Annotated in this window: 21 protein-coding genes; 19 read left to right on the top strand and 2 right to left on the bottom strand. The window is 36.9% G+C overall.

The genetic code is table 11. The features are described from left to right. The 14 genes from secY to F6K22_RS04270 form a co-directional block, all read left to right on the top strand. On the top strand, positions 1-1,232 hold a 1,232-nt coding region (gene secY / locus F6K22_RS04205), incomplete at its 5' end, for a preprotein translocase subunit SecY (protein ID WP_293093657.1). After that, complete coding sequence (locus tag F6K22_RS04210; protein WP_293093660.1) at positions 1,232-1,831, top strand: adenylate kinase; 600 nt, start codon at positions 1,232-1,234, stop codon at positions 1,829-1,831. The genes secY and F6K22_RS04210, both read left to right, overlap by 1 nt. A gap of 231 nt (positions 1,832-2,062) precedes the next feature. Beyond that, positions 2,063-2,287 (top strand): translation initiation factor IF-1, encoded by a 225-nt coding sequence (gene infA, locus F6K22_RS04215; RefSeq protein WP_008191178.1) that lies wholly within the window; start codon positions 2,063-2,065, stop codon positions 2,285-2,287. 110 nt (positions 2,288-2,397) lie between these two features. Further along, positions 2,398-2,511: a 50S ribosomal protein L36 gene (rpmJ, locus tag F6K22_RS04220; protein ID WP_011612502.1), complete on the top strand. Its 114-nt coding sequence runs from the start codon at positions 2,398-2,400 to the stop codon at positions 2,509-2,511. 89 nt (positions 2,512-2,600) lie between these two features. Next, complete coding sequence (gene rpsM / locus F6K22_RS04225) at positions 2,601-2,984, top strand: 30S ribosomal protein S13 (protein ID WP_293093669.1); 384 nt, start codon at positions 2,601-2,603, stop codon at positions 2,982-2,984. A gap of 1,065 nt (positions 2,985-4,049) precedes the next feature. Further along, positions 4,050-4,445, top strand: coding sequence for a 30S ribosomal protein S11 (rpsK, locus tag F6K22_RS04230; protein WP_094675128.1), 396 nt, complete (start codon positions 4,050-4,052; stop codon positions 4,443-4,445). A 44-nt stretch (positions 4,446-4,489) separates the two neighbouring features. Beyond that, entirely contained in the window at positions 4,490-5,434 is a 945-nt protein-coding gene (locus tag F6K22_RS04235) for a DNA-directed RNA polymerase subunit alpha (protein ID WP_363272819.1), read from the top strand. A gap of 192 nt (positions 5,435-5,626) precedes the next feature. After that, positions 5,627-5,977, top strand: a complete 351-nt coding sequence (rplQ, locus tag F6K22_RS04240; RefSeq protein WP_293093681.1) for a 50S ribosomal protein L17 — start codon at positions 5,627-5,629, stop codon at positions 5,975-5,977. A 344-nt stretch (positions 5,978-6,321) separates the two neighbouring features. Further along, the gene (truA, locus tag F6K22_RS04245; RefSeq protein ID WP_293093684.1) at positions 6,322-7,140 is read left to right on the top strand and encodes a tRNA pseudouridine(38-40) synthase TruA; all 819 of its coding nucleotides are present in this window, start codon (positions 6,322-6,324) and stop codon (positions 7,138-7,140) included. Between the two features lie 173 nt (positions 7,141-7,313). After that, positions 7,314-7,769: a 50S ribosomal protein L13 gene (gene rplM / locus F6K22_RS04250; protein WP_293093686.1), complete on the top strand. Its 456-nt coding sequence runs from the start codon at positions 7,314-7,316 to the stop codon at positions 7,767-7,769. After that, on the top strand, positions 7,769-8,179 hold the full coding sequence (gene rpsI / locus F6K22_RS04255) for a 30S ribosomal protein S9 (RefSeq protein WP_293093689.1): 411 nt from the start codon (positions 7,769-7,771) through the stop codon (positions 8,177-8,179). Before rplM ends, rpsI begins: the two co-directional genes overlap by 1 nt. A 316-nt stretch (positions 8,180-8,495) precedes the next feature. Then, positions 8,496-8,768: a 50S ribosomal protein L31 gene (gene rpmE / locus F6K22_RS04260; RefSeq protein WP_293093691.1), complete on the top strand. Its 273-nt coding sequence runs from the start codon at positions 8,496-8,498 to the stop codon at positions 8,766-8,768. Between the two features lie 123 nt (positions 8,769-8,891). Then, positions 8,892-10,001, top strand: a complete 1,110-nt coding sequence (gene prfA / locus F6K22_RS04265; RefSeq protein WP_293093694.1) for a peptide chain release factor 1 — start codon at positions 8,892-8,894, stop codon at positions 9,999-10,001. 173 nt (positions 10,002-10,174) lie between these two features. Beyond that, the gene (locus F6K22_RS04270; protein ID WP_293093696.1) at positions 10,175-10,654 is read left to right on the top strand and encodes a hypothetical protein; all 480 of its coding nucleotides are present in this window, start codon (positions 10,175-10,177) and stop codon (positions 10,652-10,654) included. Between the two features lie 11 nt (positions 10,655-10,665). Here F6K22_RS04270 and F6K22_RS04275 read toward each other — a convergent pair whose 3' ends face one another. Together F6K22_RS04275 and F6K22_RS04280 are read right to left on the bottom strand one after the other, a co-directional pair. Beyond that, the gene (locus F6K22_RS04275) at positions 10,666-11,523 is read right to left on the bottom strand and encodes a pentapeptide repeat-containing protein (RefSeq protein WP_293093698.1); all 858 of its coding nucleotides are present in this window, start codon (positions 11,521-11,523) and stop codon (positions 10,666-10,668) included. 1,279 nt (positions 11,524-12,802) lie between these two features. After that, positions 12,803-12,982: a hypothetical protein gene (locus F6K22_RS04280; protein WP_293093701.1), complete on the bottom strand. Its 180-nt coding sequence runs from the start codon at positions 12,980-12,982 to the stop codon at positions 12,803-12,805. A gap of 984 nt (positions 12,983-13,966) precedes the next feature. Between F6K22_RS04280 and F6K22_RS04285 the strand changes: the two genes are divergently transcribed. The 5 genes from F6K22_RS04285 (at position 13,967) to F6K22_RS04305 (ending at position 20,500) form a co-directional block, all read left to right on the top strand. Next, positions 13,967-15,310: a sedoheptulose 7-phosphate cyclase gene (locus F6K22_RS04285; protein ID WP_293093703.1), complete on the top strand. Its 1,344-nt coding sequence runs from the start codon at positions 13,967-13,969 to the stop codon at positions 15,308-15,310. Between the two features lie 167 nt (positions 15,311-15,477). Further along, positions 15,478-16,308, top strand: a complete 831-nt coding sequence (locus F6K22_RS04290; RefSeq protein WP_293093705.1) for an O-methyltransferase — start codon at positions 15,478-15,480, stop codon at positions 16,306-16,308. Positions 16,309-16,455: 147 nt separating this feature from the next. After that, positions 16,456-16,812, top strand: coding sequence for an aspartate 1-decarboxylase (gene panD / locus F6K22_RS04295; RefSeq protein ID WP_293093707.1), 357 nt, complete (start codon positions 16,456-16,458; stop codon positions 16,810-16,812). 522 nt (positions 16,813-17,334) lie between these two features. Next, positions 17,335-18,699: an ATP-grasp domain-containing protein gene (locus F6K22_RS04300; RefSeq protein WP_293093708.1), complete on the top strand. Its 1,365-nt coding sequence runs from the start codon at positions 17,335-17,337 to the stop codon at positions 18,697-18,699. A 364-nt stretch (positions 18,700-19,063) separates the two neighbouring features. Then, positions 19,064-20,500 (top strand): sodium/proline symporter, encoded by a 1,437-nt coding sequence (locus tag F6K22_RS04305; RefSeq protein ID WP_293093710.1) that lies wholly within the window; start codon positions 19,064-19,066, stop codon positions 20,498-20,500. The last annotated feature ends 126 nt before the right edge of the window (positions 20,501-20,626 follow it).

The raw sequence follows: 20,626 nt of genomic DNA on the forward strand, positions 1-20,626 counted from the left end.
TAGTCCGCCTAGGTGTTTACTTACCAGTACCAGGAATAAATAGGAATGCTTTTGAAGCAAGGATTGGAGATCAGGCTTTAACTGGATTTCTAGACCTTTTTTCTGGTGGTGGTTTTTCGGCACTAGGTATTTTTGCATTAGGAATTATACCCTATATTAACGCATCAATCATTATTCAATTGATGACCGCAGCCCTGCCAAGTTTAGAAAACTTGCAGAAAAATGAAGGTGAGGCAGGACGTCGAAAGATTTCTCAAATTACTCGCTATGTGGCATTGGGTTGGTCGGTTTTACAAAGCTTTGGTTTAGCAATATATCTTAATAGCTCATCGGTAAATATTAATGGGCAACTGGTAACTGTGGCAATTAATCCAGGACCTCTATTTATTGCTAAAACTATTTTGGCAATAACCGCAGGTTCAATGTTTGTGATGTGGATATCAGAATTAATCACAGAAAGAGGTATTGGAAATGGCGCATCCTTACTTATTTTTGTGAACATTGTTGCTGTACTGCCTCAATCATTAGGGGACACTATTAAATTGTTTGAAGGAGGAGACCGGGCGATCGTTGGTCGGGCAATTATTTTACTGCTGGTGTTCCTGGTGATGATTGTAGGTATTGTATTTGTACAAGAGGGAAGTCGCAGGATACCAATACTGTCAGCTCGTCGTCAAGTAGGTAGAAAGTTATATAGGGAAACAAAAAGCTATCTACCTTTACGATTGAATCAAGGTGGGGTAATGCCAATTATCTTTGCCTCAGCAGTTTTGATATTACCTGTATCTTTAGCTCAGTTTGCCAATAGTCCTATTATATCTCAGATTGCTACTGCTATAAGTCCTAGTGGTCCCACACCTTGGCTGTACGCTTTATTTTACTTTGTTTTGATCTTATTCTTCAGTTATTTCTACGCTTCCCTAATCATGAACCCAATTGATATGTCGCAGAATCTGAAGAAAATGGGAGCAAGTATTCCAGGTATTCGCCCTGGTAAAACTACTAGCGAGTATATAGAGAAAGTTTTGAATCGTTTGACCTTTCTTGGAGCTATTTTCCTGGGTTTAGTAGCAATAGTTCCTACTGCAGTAGAAAGTGCCACCCGTGTACCTACATTTAGAGGATTAGGAGCTACTTCTCTATTAATTCTAGTAGGTGTAGCTATAGATACAGCTAAACAAATTCAAACTTATGTGATCTCCCAAAGATACGAAGGAATGGTGAAGCAATAGTGGTAAAACTGGTATTTTTGGGTCCACCAGGAGCAGGAAAAGGAACACAAGCATCTCTAATAGCAGATTTGTACCAAGTTCCTCATATTTCTACGGGTGATATTTTGCGGACTAATGTAGCACAAGAATCTCCTTTGGGTATTCAAGCCAAAGAATATATGGATAAAGGAGATTTAGTTCCCGACCAACTCATCCTTGATATGGTTCAAAAAAGACTCGAAAACCCTGATGCTCAGAATGGTTGGATTCTAGATGGCTTTCCCCGGACTGTAACTCAGGCAGAGGAGTTTGTCAAAAAACTTTTGTCTATAAGTACAAATGAAAATGAGACTCAAGGAGAAGAAGCTCAAAGTAGCAATTCTTTTCAAGTCATTAATTTACAAGTGCCAGATGATATTTTAGTAGCTCGTTTGTTATCAAGGGGTCGTCAAGATGATAACGAAGAAACTATTAAGAATCGTTTACAAGTTTATTATCAACAAACACAACCTTTGATTGAGTTTTATCAAGCACGTCAACAGTTAATTACTGTAGATGGAAATAATTCTATTGATGTTGTAACTAATTCTCTGAAACAAGCAGTTGATAAATTAACCTGAAGTAACTTGGAATCAGATTTTGAAGGTATAAAAATTATACTTTATCATACCTAAAATTAGATTTTTGAAGTTACATAAGCCAGCTAAATATTTGTATAAATATTATCCCTAATGCTGAATAACCTCTAAAAATTCAAAACTTTTGATAAGATATGTTAAGGGAATAACTTGAAATCATACAGGGTAATCCCAAACTAAATTGGTTACTTGCAGGGTTGAGGTTCTTAAAAGTTGGCTAAACAAGATCTCATAGAAATGGAGGGAACAGTGACGGAATCCCTACCTAATGCTATGTTCAGGGTAGATTTGGATAATGGGTTTAATGTACTAGCCCATATTTCCGGTAAAATCCGTCGCAATTACATCAAAATTCTACCAGGCGATCGAGTCAAAGTAGAATTAACACCCTACGATTTGACAAAAGGCCGAATCACCTATCGACTTCGGAAAAAGTAGAAAATATCAAACCTACTTAAATTTTTGTCAAATTTCTCCAGGGTAGATTTAGTTGCTAAAAATATATCTAGATGATATAATATTAAATTTGTAGTGTTGCCAAAAAAGGCATGAAAGTTAGAGCATCTGTCAAAAAAATTTGTGAAAAGTGTCGTGTTATTCGTCGTCGAGGACGAGTAATGGTGATATGTGTTAACCCAAAACATAAACAACGTCAAGGTTAGACATACTTGGACACAGAGATTAGAGTATAGTAGTGCATACTCATCAAGCTGATGTAAATTCTATCTAAAGCTGAGGGAGAAAAAGTAAAGTGGCACGAATTGCTGGGGTAGACCTCCCACGCGATAAGCGTATAGAAATTGGTCTGACATATATATATGGAATAGGACTATCTCGGTCCCAAGACATTTTAGCTGAAACAGGTGTAAATCCTGATACTCGGGTCAAAGATTTAAGTGATGCGGATGTAGCAGCACTTCGTTCTGTAGTCCAAAATAACTATCAGATCGAAGGAGACCTCAGAAGATTTGAAGCCATGAGCATCAAACGGTTGATGGACATTGGTACTTATCGAGGTCGCCGACATAGAATGGGTTTGCCAGTTAGAGGACAGCGCACTCGTACCAACGCAAGAACTCGTAGAGGTGTACGTCGAACTGTAGCTGGTAAGAAGAAAGCAGCTGCCAAGAAGTAGAAGTTTACTTGTATATTTTGGGAAGCTATTAGTTAAGAAAAGATTCGCATCATTAGTAGCAATCTATCTAATTAAACAAAGGCTGAGGAAAATTGAGTCACACCTTTAATAATGAGTGTTATTTGATTGAATTATACTTATGTCTCAATTGTATATAGCTTACTTAAGTATAAATGCTTATACTATCCATACAGGCCAATTAGCGAAGATGATGAATAATTGACATTAGTTACAATACCAATACGAAAAGCAGTTCCAAATGCTTATGCTGATGGAATAGAGGGATTAGGAGTAATTGCCCATACGGATAACACCTGAAAAAGTAAGTTTGTAGATGAATATTTTTCTATAAACTTACAAACTCTAGTTATAGCTATTATTCAGGAAAGAAAAATTTATTCCTACTTGATTTTATCAAAATGTTGGCACTTATCCCCGCGCTTTCCTGCAAGGAAGCGTCATAAGGGAATGCCAAGCAATGCTATAATAATAATGTTAAGCGTGTTAGTAATAGGTTAAAGCTGTTAATATCTTGAACGTTGTATCTCAACCAAAAACCAAGGTTGAAACACTCAAGACAATAGTAGCAGAAAATCCAGTTCAACTAACAGTTTTGAAAACTGTCGCCGTTCGCGTAGCGTCCCGGAGGGAAGGGTCAACGGTCAATTATTTATCGGACGAGGAGGAGGCGTAAGACTGGCTGTAAGTCAGCATATTCCAATGATTCGTCAACCCACCTTGAGTCTTTCAGTGCAGCTTAGGCTGTTTGATTGATGGATAAGAATCCCACCCTGTCACGCAAGTGCAGCGTCGGGAGGATGTCAACAAATCAACAAGTTGACTCTAACTGTGAGGTGCTGCTGCTAGTATTAAGACTATAATATAGAACATTTAATAACTAGCAAATTGTTTGATGTAACACCAATAAAAGTATTTCTAATCATTAAGGCTCTAACAAATATAGGTTTGAGAATACTGAAAGAAAATCTTATGAGATTAGAACTTAGTCTACTTGTTGTTATAAAAGTACATTATTAACTTGATATCCCACTCATACAGAGAGATATGGCACGACAACCAGGCAAAAAAACAGGTCCAAAAAAGCAAAAAAAGAATGTGCCCAATGGGGTAGCTTACATCCAGTCTACCTTCAATAATACAATTGTAACTATTGCTGACCTAAATGGTGAAGTAATTTCTTGGGCATCAGCAGGTTCGAGTGGTTTCAAAGGGGCGAAAAAAGGAACTCCCTTTGCCGCACAGACAGCAGCAGAAAGCGCAGCACGCCGAGCCAACGATCAAGGAATGCGTCAGGTTCAAGTAATGGTAAGTGGTCCAGGAGCAGGAAGAGAAACCGCAATTAGGGCTTTACAGGGGGCGGGTCTAGAAATAACTTTGATTCGAGATATTACCCCAATTCCTCACAATGGCTGCCGTCCACCAAAACGGCGTAGAGTCTAATCAAATATTAACTCTGGGGTTAAATGGAAAAGGGAGGTTACTCCGTGGCGCAATTTCATTACGAGTGTGTAGAGTCTAGAACTGACAAAGATCGGAGTCAGTATGGAAAATTTATTATAGAACCACTCTCACGTGGTCAAGGTACAACAGTAGGAAATGCACTGAGGCGGGTTTTACTATCTAACTTAGAAGGAACAGCCGTTACATCAGTGAGGATAGCTGGAGTTAATCATGAATTTGCCACAATTAAGGGGGTAAGAGAAGATGTTCTAGAAATCCTGCTGAATATGAAAGAGGTTGTCCTCAAAAGCCATTCCAACCAACCTCAAATTGGTAGGTTGCGGATGGAAGGACCTGCAACAGTAACTGCCGATCGATTTGATGTACCTTCGGAGGTTGAAGTAATCGATCGGAGTCAATATATAGCTACTCTATCCCCAGGGGCAATTCTGGAGATGGAGTTTAGAATTGAAAAAGGAACTGGTTATAGAGCAGTAGATCGTACTCGTGATGATGTAAGTGCTCTAGATTTTCTGCAAATAGATGCCATTTTTATGCCAGTTCGTAAAGTTAACTATACCGTTGAGGATGCCCTTATAGGTGGTTCTTTACAACAAGACAGGCTAATTATGGATATTTGGACTAATGGCAGTTATACACCTCAAGATGCCTTGAGTCATGCTGCTAGTATCTTAATGGGTTTGTTTGAACCACTTAAAGATATCACCAATATGGCAGATGCTCCATCAGGAGAACCGACAGACCCAACAAGTCAGATTCCTATAGAGGAATTACAACTATCGGTTCGGGCTTATAACTGTCTAAAAAGAGCTCAAATTAACTCAGTTGCAGACCTACTTGATTATAGTCAAGAAGATTTGTTAGAAATCAAAAACTTTGGTCAAAAATCTGCTGAAGAAGTGATAGAAGCTTTACAAAAACGCTTGGGAATAACTCTACCCCAAGAAAAAGTTGCTAAAGCAACTTAGAGAGAAAAAAACTGATTAAAACCCAGTTTTTTTCTAAGGAAAAAATCAATCAAAAAAGGAGAAAAAACTGCAATAATCGGAAAAGCTATTACTTTCAAAAGTGAACAATTAAGTTTGTTAAACTGCTAGTAAAAGTAGGGGAAAAACTAATAGTAAACACCAGCTAAAATATTCTAAATCATCAAATTAGTTATGCGTCACACTCGTCGTGTTCCCAAGTTAGGTAAGCCAACAGATCAGCGTCGCGCTCTGTTGCGCTCGCTTACCACCGAATTAATTCGTCATGGTCGAATTACTACCACAAAAACCCGTGCTAAAGCTGTACAGTCAGAAGCCGAAAGAATGATTTCCTTGGCTAAGGATGGATCGTTGGCTGCTCGCCGACGTGCTCTAGGCTATATTTTTGACAAACAGCTAGTTCACTCTTTATTTGAGGGCGCACAAGAAAGATATGGTTCTCGCAATGGAGGTTATACTCGTGTTTTGAGAACTGTTAGCCGTCGTGGAGATAATGCAGAAATGGCAATTATTGAACTGATTTAAGGTTGATGTTCATTAATTGATAATGGATAATGAATAATGGATAATTATTTTTGTTTTCGGCTGTCACCGATATGTTTGCGGAGAATTCCGTTAGGAAAATCCTGGGTGACATGAATGCGAAGCATGACAAAGGTCAAATTTTGCGGAACGCAAACCGAATTGATTAATTATTAATTATCAATTATTTAAGAGAGGCAATAAAGCCGAATTAATTAATTATCAATTATCCATTGGTAAAAAGTAGTGGGAAATTAATTAGAAAAAGTTAGTATTTTACTAGATAAAAGTCAAAAATTGATGTTGATAAATATTGACTTTTAAGCTTTTAAAACTACAAATCTCCCATGGCTAATAACCGACCTTTAGTTCAGCGCGTTGCTCTTGTAATTCAATATCAAGGTACTCATTTTCATGGCTGGCAAAGACAGCCAAATCAACGAACTGTACAAGAAGAAATTGAAAATACTATCTCTTCTGTGATTAACAAACCTGTGACTTTACATGGGGCGGGTAGAACAGATGCAGGAGTTCATGCAGCAGCTCAAGTAGCTCATTTTGATGTTTCAGGGCCAATTCCTGCTGAGAAATGGGCTACTATTCTGAATTCACGATTGAATAATGATATCTTGATTAGAGGGTCGGCAAGAGTAGAATCTAGTTGGCATTCACGGTTTACCGCGATTTGGCGACGTTATCGCTACACTATCTATACAGATAAACGGCCTAATTTGTTTGTAATGCCTTTTGTTTGGCATTACTATCAAGCATCTTTAGACCCAGTATTGATTCAAGCAGCTTTGAATCCTTTAATTGGCCGTCATCATTTGGCTGCTTTTCAAAGAGCTGGCTCTTCTCGTCCCCATTCTTGGGTAGATGTGCAAGATGTAAATTGTCAAAGGGAGGGTTCATTTATTCATATAGAGGTTCAAGCAAGTGGGTTTCTGTATGGAATGATGCGATTATTGGTCGGGTTGCTTATTCAAGTGGGTCAAAAAGAGCGATCGCTCGAAAGTTTTACAGATATTTGGGTTAATCAAAGAAGGGAGTTTGTGAAGCATTCAGCTCCAGCTAGTGGTCTTTGTTTATTGCGGGTTGGTTATCCAGAATTTCCTTTTCCTCAAGAAGTTTGGTATGATAATATGCCTAAATTTCTCCTTTATTAATTGAATTAGGTAAATTATCAATCAATGTTAAGCATTTAGGTATCAGCGGTCAGCATTCAGCTCTTTTTTGAGAAATTATGAAAACATATTTCCTCTGAATATATCAGGTTTTCGTTTGTACTTTGTCAAGACAAATATAAACAATTCAAACACAATAATTAACTAAGAAAACTATGAATAAAACTTACTTGCCACCACAGGATGTGGAAGGCAAAAAATGGTATGTTATTGATGCTGAAGGTCAGCGTCTAGGGAGATTGGCAACTGCTATTGCCATGATTATTAGGGGTAAAAATAAGCCTACTTATACTCCTCATATGGATACAGGAGACTTTGTAATTGTTGTTAATGCAGAAAAAGTAACTGTAACTGGTAAGAAAAGTAGTCAGAAACTTTATCGTCGCCATTCGGGAAGACCAGGTGGTATGAAAACAGAAGTTTTTTCTAAGTTGCAAGCTCGTTTGCCTCAAAGAATTATTGAGGAGGCAGTTTACGGAATGCTACCTAAAAATTCTCTAGGCAGAAAACTTCACAACAAATTAAAAGTTTATCCAGGACCTGAACACCCTCACGAAGCTCAAAAACCTGAAACATTAAGTATTCAAACTATTCCAGGAGGAGAAAAATAATGGAAGCAACAGAAAGTGGCCGTGCTATGTACTGGGGTACTGGTCGTCGTAAGTCTTCAGTCGCATCAGTACGTTTAATTCCAGGTACAGGCAAATTGATTATTAATGGTAAAGAAGGTGAACTTTACCTGCAATATAATTATAATTACTTATCATCTGCGAAAGCTCCTCTAGAAACTTTAGGTTTGGAAAATGAATATGACATTCTAGTTAAAGCAACAGGAGGTGGACTAACAGGACAAGCTGAGTCCATTAGATTAGGTGTGGCTAGAGCTTTGTGTCAGTTAGACCCAGAAAATCGCAAACCTCTGAAGATGGAAGGATATTTGACTCGCGATCCCCGTGCTAAGGAACGGAAAAAGTATGGTTTACGCAAAGCTCGTAAAGCATCTCAATACTCCAAACGGTGATATGGAAGAAGTCAGAAGTCAGAAGTCAGAAGTCAGAAGTTAAATTCCTGCTGTGACTAAATTTGATAGTTTGAGAGTGTCCCAACTGTCCTGGGGGCTACTATCTTTGAAAAGAAAAGGTTAATTTGCCAATTATTACAGAATAACCAGCAATAATTGGCAAATAATTTGATAGAATAAAAAGAACTGTAAATTATTAGAATTTAACCTGTTGATTAATTAAATTCTACGCAAGAGGAAGTTTAGCAACTTAGTAGAGTTAAGTTAATACAGCAAAGAGAAAAGAAAATATTTGTAATTAAGTAGAGTAAAGAAAATGCCTAAAGCTGGTATTCATCCTGAATGGTATCCAGAAGCCAAAGTTTATTGTAACGGTGAAGTTGTAATGACAATTGGTTCTACACAACCTGAAATTCATGTTGATGTTTGGTCGGGAAATCATCCCTTCTTTACAGGTACTCAGAAAATTATTGATACTGAAGGAAGAGTTGAAAGATTTATGCGTAAGTATAGCAAAAAAGAGGGTGGTGCCTCTCCATCTACTAAATCATCTTCTAAATCTAAATCTAAAAAAGGTAAGAAGAAATAGCTAGAATGTCAATTGTCCTTAATTAGTTGTCTGTCAAATATTACAGGCAACAATTAACATTAAGATATCAAATAAAATCTCTTACAAATAAAACACTAATATTTAGACAAAGGACAACTGACAATGGCTGAAACATATTTATTAGATAAATTAAAATCTGTAGAGCAAACCTATAATGAGTTGACTCTACGTTTGGCCGATCCAGATATTGCTAAAGACCCCAGCGAGTTCCAAAAAATAGCTAAATCACGCTCTTCCCTGGAAGAAGTGGTAAATACTTATCAAGAGTGGAAAAATGCTCAAGAAGAATTAGCTGATGCTAAGGAAATATTGAAAGAAGCTGGTGGCGACCTAGAAATGCAAGAGATGGCTAAGTTGGAAGTCGAGGAGTTGGAAGCTAAATTAGAATCTCTGGAAACTCAGATGAAAATTGCTCTACTGCCACGAGACCCCAACGATGATAAGAATATTATGTTGGAGATTAGAGCTGGTACTGGAGGAGATGAAGCTAGTATTTGGGCAGGGGATCTGGTGAGAATGTACTCCCGCTACTCAGAGACTCAAAACTGGAAGGTAAGTTTACTGAGTGAGTCTTTAGCAGATATGGGTGGTTTTAAAGAAGCAATTTTAGAAATTAAAGGGGAGCAGGTTTACAGTAAGCTAAAGTTTGAAGCAGGAGTTCATCGGGTGCAAAGAGTTCCAGTGACAGAAGCAGGTGGAAGGGTACATACTTCAACGGCAACAGTGGCCATTATGCCAGAAGTGGATGATGTAGAAGTTGAAATAGATCAGAAAGATATTGAATTGTCAACTGCTCGTTCTGGTGGAGCTGGTGGACAAAATGTGAATAAGGTTGAAACTGCTGTAGACTTGTTTCATAAACCTACCGGAATTAGAATTTTTTGTACCCAGGAGCGGAGTCAACTACAAAACAGAGAACGAGCAATGCAGATTTTGCGGGCTAAACTTTATGAGATTAAGCTACAGGAGCAACAAGCAGAAGTAAGTTCTATGAGGCGATCGCAAGTAGGTACTGGTTCCCGTTCTGAAAAAATTCGTACTTATAACTATAAGGACAATCGGGTGACAGATCATCGTTTGAATCACAACTTTTCTCTTGCACCACTTCTAGAGGGAGATATAGAAAATGTGATTCAAGCTTGCATTACCCAAGACCAACAAGAGCGTTTGCAGGAGTTGGCAGCATCTAGTTCTACTCCTATGTCAGTTTAGTTGACATTAGCTTGATTTTATGGTATCGGAATTATTCATCTAGACTAAAATAATGCCGAATCAAAAAGCGAGGACAGAGTTCTCGTTTTTTTTTCTAAAATAGATATTAGCGAATATTAACACAGTAGATTATTCTAATTCTAGCAAGTTAAAGAAAAGCGGGAGGCTTAGACATGACTACTAAAGAAGAATTACCTTGGGAATGTGGAATGGGTTTCTATGTGCCAATTTTAAATGATGGAGAATTAGTAGGCATTTGTAAACCCGAATATGCTGAGGAAATGCTCGAAGTTATGAATGAGCAGGAAAGACTACGCAAAGCTCTAAGGTTAGCTTGTCTAGATTTGCTGCGACGGGTAGGAGGTAAAAGAAGCAGAGTCAATGACTTAATGCAGAAATATATAGCTCTAGCGGAACGACCTAAATATGGACCAAGAGCGATCGCTCTCCTACTACGGGAAAGGCAAGAACAACTACAGGTTAGTGGCCATGAGTTTATTAAATTCTGTGATATTCACAAAGTCTCTCCTGAACAACTTAAGGATATTTATGCTGGTAAAGCAATAGAGGAAAATTTAGTAGCACCCATAGCCAGAATTTTAGGTAAAACTAATACTGAGGTACAAGAAATACTAGAAGGTCCTAGTGAATAATACTAATAAAGTTAATAATTGTCATGAACTTTGCTATCAGGCATAATTGTTTTCTGAAGATTAGCATCTACAAGGTTAATATTATCAATCAAAGCATCAGTAAGATTAGCTCTTCTTAAATCTGCTCCTCTTAAATTTGCTCCCCTCAAATCTGCTCTAATTAAAATAGCTTGACTGAGGTTAATACCTCGGCAATAAGATTCCTGCAAATTTGCATTTTGCAAATCAACTTTTTTGAGTTCAGCAAATCTCAAATCTGCTCTATAAAGGTTTGCTTCTCTTAAAGAAGCATTTGATAAATAAATCCCACTCAGATGAGCTTTAATCAGATTTGCTTGATCTAAATTAGTCTTGTAAAAATATGCCCCAATTAATTCGGTATCATAAAGATTAGCATGGTTAAAATTAGCATAACTGAAGTTAGCTTCCATTAAATCTGCATTGGCTAAGTTGCTTCTACTCAGGTTAGCTGAAGTTCCATCAACATATCGACAATTAGAATTTTGTAAATCAGTTCCAATTAAATTAGCATTAACTAAATCAGCTTCAATTAAGTTAGCATTTCTTAGATCTGCAGAAATCAAATTAGTATTTATTAAATTAGCACCCTGAAGATTAATAGCAGTTAGATTAGTATTAATCAGTTGAGCTGAAGTCAAAATAGCATCTCTACAATTAGCATTAACCAATTGAGCTAAAGATAGATTAGCCCCTGTTAAATTTACCCCTTCAAAATTAACACCTTCTAGATTAAAACCTCTCAAGTTAGCATCAGTAAAGTCTGGTTGTAAATGTAGATTTTTATTTCTCCATTCATTCCATACAATTACACCACGATTAAGTAAGGCTAGATATTCTTGATTCGCCATATTTTCATCAAAAGCTATTCTTGGCAATATATAGTAATGACTGTTATTGAGTCAGAGCTATAACTTATATCATTTCCGGATGAACAGTTATAAATAATTAGGGAGTCCTCAGGAGACACAACTCAGGAGTCAAGAGAAAATAATGTATCAAAAGAAGTGTTTTTATCGCGCTCTTATCCGGAGATAATATTACAACCTCTTATACTATCAGAATCAGTTGCAATTATATTGCTTTTCTCAAATTGGCGAAATACACAAGTTTTGAACTTTAGGCAAAGGGAAAAGAAAAAATACTATATCTCATTAATATGAGAATGCTGTATACATAAATATCAACTTATATGATGTTATTAAAATAATAGGGGAGTACCATAACAGGGGAGCAGAGACAATAGGAAGATATGCTTTTGAAGCCAAAGGATAGCTTTTTTCATCACTAATTATCCGGACATGATATTACCGAAAAATTAAGGTATAAAGCCTCTCCATTCATGGAGAAAAAAGCGGTCGAGGGATGCCGAGGTCTCCTCGGCATATCCAATCGACCAAGACAGCGGTTGTTTGCGGAGCATTCCGAAGGATGGGATGGCGAGGTCTCCTCGCTGGCCTCCAATCAACCAAGAGAAGAAAAAAAATCCTTTTAGTCAATCCTATCCGTTTCTAAGAAGAGGTAATTATTAATTATTAATTATTAATTATTAATTGTTGAAACTTTTAGCCTCCTACCAGAGTAACTTCGTTAACAGTTTGTTACCCATATGAAAAACCTCCTAGCTCAGAACTATGCTTTTTCTTTACAGAATGCTGCGCGACATATTTGCGCAGCAAAATAGTTAACAGTACCTCCTGGAATAGGTAGTCTGGAAACACAGAATTTTCTTTTCTCTTAGTCGATTGGATATGGCGCACTTCGGAGCGGCTCTGCATTCAGAGGGAAACCTCTCCATCCCATCCTACTCCAAGCTCCGCAATTCAAGTCGGCGAGCCGCCGTTTTGCTTCGCACAACGCGCGTTAACGCATAGCGACATGAAAAACGTAGTTGTGCGCTTGCCTTACGACCGCTTTTTATCCCCTTTAAAGGGGAGACTTGAGACCTGATTTTATGGTCATAAATAAAGTTAATTTTCAATTAGCATGAGTCAGGAAAAGCAAGTCATAATTCAGTCTATGTTTGGGAAAATTTACTTCCTAGATTTATTTTACTTTTAACTTTTTCTACCGACTTAATAGTTAATTTCTCTCCATTTAATTCAGCTATTGCTATAACAAAAATTAATTCTAATTATGACCTTTTATGCTCATATAATTTACTCTCAAAATATCTAAGGTTAATTGGAGGTTATCAAACACATCTAATGTCAAAGTTGGAGAAGTATATAATAATATTTCAATGATGATAATTAACCAGAAGTTTAATTGTATCAGATCGAGATAATATTTATATAAAAGATTAATCAAAGTTATATATAATTGCTAAATCTTAATAAATATTAATTTAATGTTAAGTCAAATGATCTAGAATTAGGGTTAAACTAACAGACAAGACTAAAAATCAAGATTTCAAGTCCATGACTTGACTATTGCCAGCTAAACTTGTTTTGCTACAGGATCTTAAAAGCGTAGCACCTCTGAAAATAGGCAAGAAGTTCCGACAGCCTCCATCAGGTAAGGACTTTATACTGCTTGTTTAGTCTGCCTTTAACCATAAGCAATAGCTAAGTCTCTAGAAACTAACTAAGAATGCTCATGCAAAAAAATTCACGTTGGTACAATTAAAACTCCCAAGTAAGTTATTTAGTCATTAATAAAGGATTTGACAACTATGCTAAACACCATAACTATCAAGGAACCGTTAAATCCAGATCAAAACGTGAATCACGGTTGTAGTCTAAAGTGGAAGCTAGACGAGAAAGAAGAAGAGCAACTTTCCACTATAGAAGTTTGGAGAACTAAAATAATAAGCGAAAACCAATAATACCATTAGTTCAGTTGTAGTATCAAAAACCAGGAAACTTAAGTAAGTTTAGGTGTGAAGAAAAAAGCAATTGCATTCCGCAATTTTCTATCTTAGAAAAATTGTTAAGCTTGCTGTGGATAAAACTGATCTAATGTTAATATTTGCAGAAATCAGAAAATATTCCTTCTAAAGATAATTGCTTCCTGACAAAAATTAATAAAAATGTGGTAAGCTATCTATGTTGAGAATCTGATAGCACTACTCAGGTATACAGTCAGGTATACAGTAGCAATAAAAATAATCAGCCTATAATTGAATACTTCCTAGAAACTACTTCAAAGAAATGACAAACCCTTTGGGTTACCTTAACCTTAGTAATAAGGTTTTAAATTAAGCTGTTACACAGACTTCAAGTGTAAAAGCAAACATCTGTTGTGCGAGAACATAGACAACACTTCAAAGCAAACAATTACCTAAATACAATCATGAGTAACGCAATATCAACTCCTGTACCAGTCATTGAAGAAGTCAACAAAGCAGACTTCACATTTGACCCCAGTATTCGGCGCGATCATGCAGAAAAATATCGCACCTCAGAGTGGTATGATGGTCGTGGAGAAATTAGAGCAGTAGAGGATGGTCGCTCATTCCAGATTAATGCAACATTTACCCTCCAGTCAGAAGTAAGATTAGTAAGTGGAATTTTAAACCCATCTAACCCTGCTTTAGCTGAAATCTACAAAACTCGTGGTCGCTGTGTAGCAGTTGTCGATAAGACAGTAGATGAACTCTACGGAGAACAACTGCAAAATTACTTTGAGCAGAATGAGATTCCTCTAGAAGTTCTTGTTTGTCGTGCTTGGGAGTCAGACAAAACTCCAGAGACAGTCCATAAAATATTGGCATTCTTGGGTAAAGATGGTTGTGATGTATCCCGTAACGAACCTGTTTTGATAATTGGAGGTGGTGTACTAAGCGATGTTGCTGGTTTAGCTTGTAGTTTGCAGCACCGACGGACACCTTATGTAATGATTGGAAGTTCAATTGTTGCAGCTATTGATGCTGGACCATCTCCTCGTACCTGTACAAATGGTAATCTATTTAAGAATAGTATTGGTGCTTACCACCCTCCTGTGCTAACTATTGTAGACCGTACTTTATTCGGTACTTTGGCAAAAGGTCATATTCGCAACGGGATGGCAGAAATCATTAAAATGGCAGTTACCGACGATCCAGTATTATTTGAATTGATGGAAAAATACGGTAAGCGTTTAGTGGATACTCATTTTGCTAATATTGATGCAGATGAGGAGTTAGAAAAAATAGCTGATGAGGTGATTTATCGTGCTTTGTATTCCTACATGAAGCATGAAGGAACAAATATGTTCGAGACCTATCAAGACAGACCTCACGCTTATGGTCACACATGGAGTCCTCGTTTTGAACCAGCAGCAAAACTGATGCACGGTCATGCTGTAGGTATTGGTATGGCATTTGGAGCTACTTTAGCATTAGAGATGGGTTGGATTAAGAAAGATGAGCGCGATCGCATAGTTGCATTGTGTACTTCTATAGGTTTGTCTGTTTACCATCCTATTATTGAGGATACAGAGTTAATGCTTAAAGGTCAAAAAAATATGCGTCGCAAGCGTGGTAGTAGTGGGTTGTGGGCACCTCTACCTGCAGGTATTGGTTCTTGTGCTTTTGCTGGTGAAGTACCTCCAGACTTATTAGCATCTGCTGTTGAGGAACATAAGAATTTTTGTGCTTCTTTACCTAGTGAAGGTAAAGGAGAAGAAATGTATTTAAGCGACCTAGGTCTAGAGTAGTAGAATTTAGAATTTAGAGTTCTGAATTCAGAAGTTAAATTCTTGCCGTAACTAAATTACAGCACTTGTGCCGACAAATCGGGTTTATATGAAATACCCTATTACACTGATATCTTTTTCCCATAAACCCGGTTTATTATAAGATGTAGTAGATACTGATAACTGAAATGACAACCGTTGTGAAAACAGAAACCGCCAGACCAGTTACACCATTAGGTATTTTAGTAGAACAACTTGAAACAATTGTCAAGATGGCAGAAACTACAGAAATACCATCGGAACTAGCTAACGCTATTAAACAAGCTTATCAATTAGGAGCAGGTATTGACCCCTATATAGAGGAAAATACTACTCAAGAATCAACCGCTTTGGCAGCATTAGCAGAAAAGACTCGCCAAGAACCGTGGAATTTAAGATTTTCCAATAGCGAGACTGTACGTCAGCTAGAACAGGAAATGTTATCTGGGCATATTGAGGGGCAAACTTTAAAAATGTTTGTCTATATGACTGGGGCAAAACGTATTCTGGAAATAGGAATGTTTACTGGGTATTCAGCGTTGGCAATGGCAGAAGCATTGCCAGAAGATGGGCGGATGGTTGCCTGTGAAGTGGATCAATATGTAGCTGACTTTGCCAGAGCTTGTTTTGACAAATCTCCAGATGGAAGTAAAATATCAGTGGAAGTTGCACCAGCTTTAGAAACCATGAGGAAATTGGCAGATGCAGGAGAAACTTTTGATTTGGTATTTATTGATGCTGATAAAAAAGAGTATATAGAATATTTTAAATTGCTCTTGGATACAAATTTGTTAGCAGCAAATGGATTTATTTGTATTGATAATACCTTATTGCAAGGGGAACCTTATCTCCCACCAGAAAAACGTACTCCTAATGGAGAAGCGATCGCTCAATTTAATAGTTTTGTAACAAAAGACCCCAGAGTAGAAAAAGTTTTACTGCCTTTACGAGATGGGGTAACTATTATTAGGCGAAAGTAGTTACTATTTAAGGAAGATATTATTAACTCCTAGGAAATTGGTAGAAGCTTAACGTGTATGTTACCTTTTTCCTAACCTGTAGCAGTATAATTTCCTGAATATTCGGTAACATCATAAGTGTTACCGAATATAAATAACTATTACCAGATGCTACTAACTATTTTTAAGAGCAAACTGCATCGACTTACAGTCACTGAAGCAGAATTATACTACGAGGGTTCAATTACTATTGACGAAGAACTACTAAAAACTGCCAACATTTTGGCTTATGAAAAAGTACAAGTAGTCAACGTTAACAATGGCTCGCGCCTAGAAACCTATACTATTGCTGGGGAATGGGGTAGTCGTATTGTGTGCCTCAATGGTCCTGCTGCCCGGATGAATAACGTCGGCGACGAGATAATAGTTATTGCTTATGCACAAATGACCCCAGAAGAAGCACTTCTACATCGTCCCCAAGTTATTCTAGTCGATGAAAAGAATAACCCTCTAAAGAAAAACTAATACTTAGACGAATTCGCTGTAAAGATGTCACAAATAGTTTCAAACTTTAGATGTGAAATAATTTCCTGAAATTACTGTAGGTTTAAAGTTCTGAGCCTATAAAATATTAGTGAATAACTTTTGACTTTGAACTTCCGTGAAATGGTATTATACCAGGGTCTTAAGTTAAATTTATCCTCTCAAAACATCAACACTTTCTTGCTTTTTTATTATGCGGACATTGGTAATATCATGTTCGGTAGAACAGTTATAATTAGGCTCGTAGTTGGGCAAAGATCCCTAAGACAAGTATTTAAAGGGCTAGAGCAAAACTACAAACAAAAATTTTATTATAACTAATCATCGGCAATTCGTAGCTCCCCCGGAGGGGGAACATGGTATAAGTCTCCTTGGTGGAGCATTTTGGCACCGAAAACTCTTTTGTGAGATTACTTTTAACTTTTGTATGGGCGAATGGCAATTCGCCCCTACTGACTTTTGACTTGCGTGTAGCGCTATACATTCTTTCTTAAATTTAATAACATGGCAGTAATATTATTTGTTCAAGGACGTGCTTATGCACTGTTCCAAAATCTCGGAACTCTTGCGTTATTATTCATTCTTTTACCATTCAATTTATTGAAGGTAATACCTGCAATGATCGGGAATTTTATAAGTCTACCATTTACCCAAAAAGTAGTAGCAGAAAATCCGAAAAATATCTTAATCACGGGTGCAAAAATGACAAAATCTTTGCAACTTGCCCGTTCATTTCATGCAGCAGGTCACAAAGCTTTTTTATTAGAAACAAATAAATATTGGTTATCAGGAAATAGATTTTCTAACGCCGTTGCAGGTTTCTACACTGTACCCAATCCCCAAAAAGATTGGGATGGTTATTGTCAGGGATTATTAGAGATTGTCAAAAAAGAAAATATAGATGTATTTATTCCCGTATCTAGTCCGGCAGGAAGCTACTATGAATCTTTAGCAAAACCACTTTTATCTAAATATTGTGAAGTCTTACATTTTGATGCAGAGATTACTCAAATGTTAGATAATAAATTTACATTTATCGAAAAAGCTAAAAGTTTTGGTTTATCTGTACCTAAATCATTTTTAATTACAAATCCAGAACAAATTCTCAATTTTGACTTTGCTGCTGATGGGAGTAAATATATTCTTAAAAGCATTCCCTACGACTCAGTACGTCGTTTAGATATGACAAAATTGCCGATAGATTCTCAGCCAGCAATGGAAAAATTTGTCAATAGTTTGCCTATTAGTGAAGAGAAACCCTGGATTATGCAAGAGTTTGTTAAAGGCAAAGAATATTGTACCCATAGCACTGTCAGAAAAGGGAAAATTAGATTGTATTGCTGTTGTGAATCATCAGAATTTCAAGTCAATTATGACCATGTTAATAATCCTCAAATTTATGATTGGGTAGAAAAATTTGTCAGAGAATTAAATATTACTGGGCAAATTTCCTTTGATTTTATTCAGACAGAAGATGGTCGAGTTTTTCCCATAGAATGTAACCCTAGAACTCACTCAGCTATTACTACATTTCACGACCATCCAGGGGTAGCAGATGCTTATTTAAAAGATAGTCAAAATGAAAATGAAACCCCAATATTACCACTGCCAAATAGTCAACCTACTTATTGGACTTACCATGAATTATGGAGACTGACAGGTATTAGGTCATTAGAGCAATTCCAAGCTTGGATTAAAAGAATTAATCAAGGAACAGATGGTATTTTTCAAGTCAATGACCCCTTACCATTTTTGATGGTTCACCATTGGCAAATTCCTTTACTTTTATTAGGTAATCTGCAAAAGTTCAAGGGGTGGATGAGAATTGATTTTAATATTGGAAAACTGGTAGAATTAGGAGGAGATTAAATAATTGATAATGAATAATGGATAATTTATAATGAACACTATCTCTAATTATTAATTATTCATTGAAAAGGATAGTCTTTAAACCTCTGTAGATTAATAATTAATTATTAACTAGACAGTGCAAAGTACTTAGAATAACTATTGCTAGCTAAAGCCCTTAAAAAGTGCAAGCTTTTTGGTATAAAAAGCTCAAAAAGTTAGGATTTTGTGCAGACAAGGGGGGGGATTTTAAGGGACAACGCTGACTCCTACCTCCTCTATAATTCCCATTTTTCCTGAATCCTAATCTTACCAAAAGACTTTATTCAGGAAATCCTAATTATTAATTATTAATTAATTAATTATCCATTAAAAAACTATTTTTATGGAAAAACAAATTTGGATTGCGATAACATTTATTGCCTTTTTACTGTCATTTACAGTAGTAGGTATTTACTCCGCAACCCAAAAACAAAACACGACAACAGATTACTTACTCGCCAGTAGAAATGTCAATCCCTGGTTGACAGCACTATCAGCGATGGCAACAGGTCAGAGTGGGTATCTCTTTATTGGTGTGATTGGTTTTACCTACAAAGTTGGATTTGCTTCAGTTTGGATACCCGTTGCTTGGGCAATAGGAGACTATATTGCTTGGTGGTTAATATTCAAAAGATTGAGGTTAGTTTCTCAGCAAACAGACTCAGATACAGTTTCCTCATTCTTAGGTCAAGAAAATCTGGGGCAAAAAAATCAAGGGCGTTTGATTACAATAATTTCAGCATTAATTATCATAGCATTTCTCGGTACTTATGCCTCCGCTCAACTGGTGGCAGCAAGCAAAGGACTAAATGCAATATTCGGTTGGAACTATCAACTAGGGATTATTATTGGAGCTGTAATTGTGGTTGCCTACTGTTTTTCAGGAGGTATCCGTGCTTCTATCTGGACTGACTCCGTGCAGGCAGTTTTAATGATAGGATCTTTATGGGTTTTGTTTATAGTAAGTTTAATTGCTTGTGGAGGATTTGAAGAACTTTGGGTTGAGCTGCATGCTATTGACCCCACCCTCACAAATTGGATACCTGCTAATTTACCTTGGGGATTTTTTCCTTACTTTTTAGGATGGGTGGTAGCAGGGTTTGGTGCTGTCGGTCAACCTCATATATTAGTTAGAGGAATGGCAATTGACTCCGCAGATAATGTAGCCTTAGCTCGTAACATAAAGTTTGTCTGTGGTCAAATGAATTCTGCTACAGCTTTTGGTATAGGATTAACTGCAAGAGTTTTGTTACCTGACTTAATGACATCTAGTGACCCAGAGTTAGCATTACCGAATTTATCTATAGAATTATTGCCAGCAGTTCTGGTAGGATTGATGTTAGCAGGACTATTTTCAGCAGCTATTTCGACAGCAGATTCTCAAATTTTATCATGTTCTGCTGCACTCAGTCAAGACTTAGTTCCCAGTGCAGCTCAGTCTTATAGAAATGCTAAAATTGCTACCCTGGTTGTTACCGCTATTGTGTTAACGATCGCTCTAGCAGGAGACAATAGTGTATTTGCTTTAGTAATTTTCTCATGGTCAGTTTTAGCTTGCGGTTTAGGTCCGTTATTGGTATTGCGGGTATGGCAAAAACCTGTAAGTGTGCCAGTAGCAATAACAATGATGATCATTGGTATAATTGTTTCTATTATCTGGAAGTTAGGACTTAACCTATCAAGTGCTACTTATGAAGTCTTTCCCGGTATGGTAGCAGGCTTTATTGTTTATGGAATTAGTAATTTTCTGATTAAGCCGAAAAATTTGAGTAAAGAATAAAACCATCAGGACTTACGCATAAGGTACAAAAAACTGCGATTTGAGATTGCTTCCCTATCGGTCGATAGGGACGGAAATACCTTGTGCTGCGTAAGTCCTAACCATACTACTACTTTGTCAATTTTA

It is taken from the genome of Okeania sp. SIO2F4 (genome assembly GCF_010672385.1).
GTDB lineage: Bacteria > Cyanobacteriota > Cyanobacteriia > Cyanobacteriales > Microcoleaceae > Trichodesmium.